5 protein-coding genes, 1 pseudogene and 1 riboswitch are annotated in these 6,306 nt (G+C 65.3%); of the genes and pseudogenes, 4 read left to right on the top strand and 2 right to left on the bottom strand.

Annotation, left to right across the window (positions count from 1 at the left end; all coding sequences use genetic code 11):
• The first annotated feature begins 676 nt into the window (after positions 1–676).
• Positions 677–1,465 (top strand): acetoin reductase, encoded by a 789-nt coding sequence (locus IF64_RS0124745; RefSeq protein WP_030534581.1) that lies wholly within the window; start codon positions 677–679, stop codon positions 1,463–1,465.
• A 161-nt stretch (positions 1,466–1,626) separates the two neighbouring features.
• Here the strand turns inward: IF64_RS0124745 and IF64_RS27390 are convergent, their stop codons facing one another.
• Entirely contained in the window at positions 1,627–1,923 is a 297-nt protein-coding gene (locus IF64_RS27390; RefSeq protein WP_145600409.1) for a hypothetical protein, read from the bottom strand.
• A 500-nt stretch (positions 1,924–2,423) separates the two neighbouring features.
• Positions 2,424–2,605: riboswitch (cobalamin riboswitch) on the top strand.
• A 239-nt stretch (positions 2,606–2,844) separates the two neighbouring features.
• Here IF64_RS27390 and IF64_RS0124735 point away from each other — a divergent pair.
• The 3 genes from IF64_RS0124735 to IF64_RS0124725 all read left to right on the top strand — a co-directional run bounded on the left by IF64_RS0124735 (position 2,845) and on the right by IF64_RS0124725 (position 5,904).
• A complete protein-coding gene (locus IF64_RS0124735; protein WP_246134754.1) occupies positions 2,845–3,783 on the top strand; it encodes an ABC transporter substrate-binding protein in 939 nt (312 codons plus the stop codon).
• A 124-nt stretch (positions 3,784–3,907) separates the two neighbouring features.
• Positions 3,908–4,864: a FecCD family ABC transporter permease gene (locus tag IF64_RS0124730; protein ID WP_246134753.1), complete on the top strand. Its 957-nt coding sequence runs from the start codon at positions 3,908–3,910 to the stop codon at positions 4,862–4,864.
• A 20-nt stretch (positions 4,865–4,884) separates the two neighbouring features.
• Positions 4,885–5,904: a FecCD family ABC transporter permease gene (locus tag IF64_RS0124725; protein ID WP_246134752.1), complete on the top strand. Its 1,020-nt coding sequence runs from the start codon at positions 4,885–4,887 to the stop codon at positions 5,902–5,904.
• 268 nt (positions 5,905–6,172) lie between these two features.
• On the opposite strand, the pseudogene IF64_RS28030 reads toward IF64_RS0124725, so the two are convergent.
• Positions 6,173–6,306 (bottom strand): annotated as a pseudogene (locus IF64_RS28030) (3-deoxy-7-phosphoheptulonate synthase); the annotation flags it as partial.

The raw sequence follows: 6,306 nt of genomic DNA, 5'->3' as shown, positions 1-6,306 counted from the left end.
CAGCTCCCACAACTCATCAGGAACCAACCGCCACGACAACGCATCAACCACAATGGACGATCATCCCGGACGACGGGTCAAGATCCAAACGAGACACGCCGTTAGGTGTGGCTAGTGCGAGTTCTAGGTTTTGGAGAGTCGGCCCCGTCAGTTCGGTTCGGTTTTCCCGCTTCGTTGCGCGGCCATAACCTGGTCGGCCAGGTCGACAGTGTCGGCTCGTCACGGACCCAGCAGGCTGTAGCTGTTGTGGTTGATGCTCGTCAACCCGGACCAGCGTGCCGACCCCGGGTCGTGGTCGGCGGCCGTAGTCGAGTCGGCGGTGGATCTTCTTGCCATGGATGTGTTCGAACACCCTGGCGCGAATCCGCGACTGTGCTACTCCGGCGTGTTGACGTTTGGAACCACAGGGCGATTGGCCCAAGCCGGCATGGCATAGGCGGCGGTGTGGCCAGATACCTTGCCGAATGGGGTGCCGACATTGACTGACGCCGCGTGACGACGTTGAAACGTCACTCGATGGGTATGCGGGCGCGGCAACCGATCACGTCGAGTTGGGGGAGAGGCACTATGGCCCGCGGAACGTGTACTGCTGAGCTTGTCCACGCGGTCGGTTTTGCATGCCCCTATCGCGGGAATTCACATGTAAAGTGACCGAGTTTGTGAGGAGGGTCATTCTGTGAGCGCACCGAGGCAACGGACGGCTGTCGTCACCGGCGCAGCGCGAGGTATCGGGCAAGGTATTGCTGAGCGTCTCGCTCAGGACGGACTGGCTGTGGCAATCGCCGACCTAGAGTCTATGGTCGAGAATCTCGAGGACGTACGCAGGAACATCGAACGGGCGGGTGGCCGTGCCACGGTTGTCCCTACAGATGTCACTGTCCCACAGCAGGTCGATGCGTTGGTTCGGCGAGCTGTGGATGAGTTCGGACAACTCGACGTATTCGTAGCGAACGCTGGCATTGCTCGGGTGGCGTCGTTGCTTGAAATGACTACCGAAGAGCTGGACGAACTTGTTCAGGTAAATCTATATGGCGTGTTCAATTCCTATCGTTCGGCAGCGAAGCAGATGATCGAGCAAGGTTCGGGCGGGAAGATTATAGGCGCCGCGTCGATCGCCGCGCATAAGGGCTTCGAGATGCTCGGTGGCTATTCGGTGACCAAGTGGGGCGTACGTGGTTTGACGCAAGTTGCCGCGCAAGAATGGGCCGATCACGGCATTACGGTGAACGCTTATTGCCCCGGTATTGTCGGTACCACCATGTGGGACCTGATCGACGAGAAGATGACTGAGCAGTCCGGGGAAGAGCGCGGTGCTGCTTTGAAGCGTTTCTCCGAGTCAATCTCACTCGGCCGAGTGGAGGAGCCACGTGATGTTGCCTCGTTTGTGTCGTATCTGGCCTCACGAGACTCCGACTACATGACTGGACAGGCCGTGATGATCGACGGTGGGGTATTGTTCAACTGAGTTACTCGAGGTGACACCGGGTTCTCCTTTTAGATCGGAAAGGAATCGCGTGGTGTCCCCGGGTCTGCTCGCCGAAACTGTGCACTAAGTCTGTTCGGCGGAGCGCCCTAGAATGCGTCCGTGACAGACTGCCACCGGGTTTGACACCTTGCATTTGGGAGTCACTCGCGCATGTCCCTCGGATTTGAAGGTTTAGTGTGGTGCGGGGGTGCGCCCTGGTGCGGTAGTGAGGGAAAGCTTCCTGTGTGTGGGAGGACGGAGAGTCGGCGGCTGGCCATGAGCAGGCTTGCGCGCATGTCGTCGATACGCTGTGCCTCGGCATGGTCGAACGCGCTGCGGATTTCGATCAGTATGCTCGGGTCGAGGTTGGCCAGTAGCGGCTCGGCGGTAACTGCGGTGTGGGCAAGTGCTGCGAGCATGGTTCGCACGTCCGCGTCAAGGTCAGCGACAGTCAGCACTGCGACGAGGGTGTTGAGCTGCTGACGCAGCCTCCGGAGAATGTCTTGGGAGGGCTGTTCTCCTGTGGCCACCACCAGTCCGACCCCCTGTCTGTCGTGCGGTTCGTTGGCAGTGAGACTCGGTCCGGTGTGACTCGTGACGTCATTCGCTGATGGAATCGTGACGGGAGTGTCCGAAGGTCCGGCGCGGGCGGGAACGACTGCTCTACGTCGTTACGCGCCCAGTGCGGGTGAGTTGGTATCCGGAACATCTTGTGATTTGCAACGGCCTGCGCGGGACAGCTGCGGGTTTCTCAGTGCGCAGGTTGTTGTTCGGTGTCTGCCTATTGCCGTTGAGAGCCTCACCATGCATCACGGTGGTTGCGGTGCGGGGCTTGGCCTGAATGTTGCGGGCTGGTCCACACCGCTTATCGGAGCCGTCATGGTGACCTGAATCGGTTCAGGTCAGGTTGGTCATAGGTCTGTGGGTGCCGACACACGTCTGGTCGTTTGCGTGTCTGCTAAGTTCATACCGCCGTGGTGCACGGGAATCCGGTGGAAGACCGGAGCGGCCCTCGCCACTGTGATTCGGGAAGTGCTGTGCCGTGCGAGCACGCAGGCCACTGGAGCACACGCTCCGGGAAGGCCGGCACAGCGCGTAGGACCCGTCAGCCAGGAGACCGGCCACGGCACCGTGCGACTCGATCGCACACCGCGTGACCCGATTCCACGAGGACCTGGAGGGGCGGTCTGACGATGTCATTGCCGCGGCGCCGGAGGCGCAACTCTGCCGTACTGCGCCGGAGGCGCGTGGCAGTCACCCAGAGCCGTACGCGTACTTCCGTCACGAGCATGCGCTTGCGTTCCGCAGCTCTGTTCTTGTCCGTTCTGACCGTTGCCGTGACAGCCTGCGCACCGCCATCACCGAAGTCTGCCTCTGCCTTGGGTGCGGCGGTTAGCAGGGAGAACTGCGGGATCGACGTGGCCGTGGACGGTCCGCCGAAACGGGTCTACGCGGCTTATCAGCCCGCGATCGAGATGGCACACGCCCTCGGGATCACCGACCGCCTCGTCGGGACCGCGTTCCTGGATGCGCAGGTGCTCCCGGAGTATGTGGATCAGCAGAAACGCGTTGACTACGTGCCGAGCCTGCCCAGCCGGGAAGCCCTGTTGGAGAAGCAACCGGATTTCGTGCTGTCGGGTTTCAACGGTTTCTTCGCTGAACAGGGTGCTGACAGCTCGGTCGGTACCCGCGCGAGCCTGCGCGAGCTCGGCGTGGAGAGCTGGATCTTCTCGCCACTGTGCCCGAGCGAGGACGGCCTCACCGATCAGTCGATCGATCCGGCCACGGTGACGGTGGAGAACGTCTACCAGGATCTGCGCGACCTCGGCGTGCTGTTCGGCGTCGAGGACACCGCACGCGCGGTGATCGCCGACCTGCGGGAGCGGATCGCCGAGGTCGAGAAACGGGTCGACGGTGCCGAACGTCCGTCGGTCGCCATCGTGTCCCCCAACGAGGACGGCAGCTACGGCACCGTGAGCGGCATCGACTTCGGCTCGCACATCATCGAGCGCGCCGGTGGCAGGAACGTCTTCGCCGACCTGTCGGACACGCGCAACATCGACATCGGCGCCGAGGAACTGGTCAACCGGGACCCCGATGTCATCCTCACCGACGCCTGCTGCAACGCCGACATGACCACACGGGATGCGCAGGCCGACGTGGACGCCATCCTGCGCGATCCCGCCCTGGCCGACATCACCGCCGTAGCCGACAAAGCCGTGCACCCGTTCCTGTTCGCCGATCGCTCCGCGGGCGTCCGCGCCGCGCACAGCATCGAGCAGGTCGCAGCCTTGTTGCACCCGAATCTCGTTGGCTAGCGGGGGTTTACCGGTCGACCGCTTGGTAGACGGAACGCCGCAGCAGGCGGTGCGCACGCGCCCGGCCGCAGCGGCGAACGTGCGTCCGAGTCGGATGTTCCCGTTGGTTTGGGTGGCGTCGGCGATGGTGCTTCTGGTTGCGGCGTGCCTACTGTCCCTTGTGGTCGGACGCTATCCGGCGCCGCTGGGGCACGTACTGTCGGCGCTTGTCTCGCCGGGCAGCGGGGAGGCCGAGACGATCGTTCGGCACGTGCGCATTCCGCGGACCGTCTCCGGAGTCCTGGCCGGCAGTGCGCTGGGTGTGGCCGGGGCGGTGATGCAGGGACTTACCCGTAATCCTCTGGCAGAGCCGGGAATCCTGGGTGTCAACGCCGGAGCGTCGCTGGCGGTGGTGACGGCGATCGCGTTCGGCGTGACCGCGGTCAGCGGCCACCTGTGGTTCGCATTCGCCGGAGCCGGAACAGCCGCTCTCGTCGTTTACGTACTCGGCTCACTGGGACGGGGCGGTGCGACACCGGTCAAACTGGCACTGGCCGGCGCGGCAGTGGCCGCAATGGCCGGATCGATGACCACGATCGTCACCCTGCTCGACGCGGCCACATTGGACGAATACCGGTTCTGGGCGATCGGTTCCCTCACGCGGGCGGACGTCGACACCGGCGGCGCCGTCGGGCCGTTCCTCGTGGCCGGGTTCGTGCTGGCGCTCGTCGCCGCCCGGAGCTTCAACCTGATGGCGCTGGGTGAGGACATCGCGCGAGGCCTGGGCGTCCGGCTGGTGGTGACCCGTGCGTTCGCGGCGGTGTCGGTACTGCTCCTGGCGGGAGCGGCGACCGTGCTCGCCGGCCCGATCGCGTTCGTCGGACTGGCGGTCCCACACATCGCGCGCGTCCTGGTCGGGCCTGACTACCGGTGGATCATGCCGCTGTCCGCGCTGCTCGGACCAGCCCTGCTGCTCCTGGCCGACGTCGCAGGCCGGCTGCTGATGCAGCCCGAACAGTTGCAGGTGGGCATTGTGACCGGACTCGCCGGAGGGCCGCTGTTCCTATATCTGGTGCGTCGGCGGAAGGTGGCGCAGCTGTGACGGCCCAACGTGATGTGCCGGTGTCTGGTCGTGGTGTCCTGCTTCGCCTCCTCCGGAGGTCGGCGCTGCTTGCGGCCGGCCTCTGGGTGGGCGCCGGAAGCCTGGCCGTGGTATCGCTCGGCCTCGGGGAATTCGACCTGGGGACGGCCGACATCCTGCGGGTGCTCGGCGGGGGCGGCACGCTCATCGAGTACGACGTCGTCGTGCGCGATCGCCTGCCCCGCGCGGTCACCGGTCTCGGAGTCGGTGCCCTTTTTGCCGTGTCCGGCGCGATCCTGCAGCGCATCGCCGCCAACCCGCTCGTGAGCCCCGACGTGATCGGGGTGAACGCGGGCGCATCCTTCGGCGCACTGCTCGTGATGACGCTCGTGGGCGGCTCCGGAGCCATGCTCGTGTTCGGTGCGCTGGTCGGTGCGCTGGGGACGTCGGCGGCAATCGTGCTGCTTGCGCTCAAACACGGCCTGAACGGCTATCGGCTCGTGCTGGTGGGCATCGGCATCGCGGCCATGCTCTCGTCCGCGATCTCGTACCTGCTCGTGCAGGCCGAGTACCACCAGGTGCTGAGCGCGGCGTCGTGGCTCACGGGCAGCCTTGCCAACCGTGGGTCCCTGCACGTGACCGTCGTCGCCTGCACGGTGGTGATGGCGGTGCCCGTGCTCCTCGTGCTCGGCCGGCAGCTTCGCGTGCTCGAACTCGGCGACGATCTGGCCAAGGCGTTGACCGGCGGGGCGACCTGGATGCGGCCCGCCCTGATCACGACGGCCGTCGTCCTTGCGGCCATGGCCACCGCGGCGGCAGGACCGATCGGGTTCATCGCCCTCGTCGCGCCGCAGATCACGCGGCGACTGTTGCCCGGCGGTCCGATCCGACTCGGCCCGTCCGCCGCGATGGGGGCACTGCTCGTGATCGCGGCCGACCTCGCCGCCCGGCTCCTGTTCGCGCCCACCGAACTGCCCGTCGGAGCCGTGACCGGAGTCCTCGGCGCTCCCGTACTGCTCTACCTGCTCGCGCGTGCCAACCGCACCGGAGGCACCGACTGAAACCAGTGATCGCCCTCGTCGGGCAACACAGATCGTGTGGCAGGAGAGCGCACTCACATGCGCCGGCTCCTGCCTGGGCACGGACAGAATGTTTGTAGGTGCTTGGTCGCCCATGGCCCTCCGGGAAATGGATGTGTTGCGCGTCCTCATGGCGCATTGCTTTACGAGTCATGGCAGCCGCACAACAGCAGAGGCGTGGACGTGCGGGTGTACTCAACACACCGATCCTTCCAAAGTGACGCTGGGTGCGGGGGCCGTTTCCGGCCGGTCAGCCGCGGCGGGCGCGCACTCCGGCGGCGAGTTGGTCGAGCAGTTCGGCGGTGGTGTCCCAGTCGAGGCAGGCATCGGTGATGCTGCGGCCGTAGTCGAGGTCGGCGGACCTGCCGAGGGTGAGGTCCTGTC

Origin of the sequence: Prauserella rugosa (assembly GCF_000719975.1) — a bacterium.
In the GTDB taxonomy this organism is placed as follows: Bacteria; Actinomycetota; Actinomycetes; order Mycobacteriales; family Pseudonocardiaceae; genus Prauserella; species Prauserella rugosa.
The sequence above is the reverse complement of the archived record's forward strand: the minus strand, read 5'-3'. Positions and strand labels throughout refer to the sequence as shown.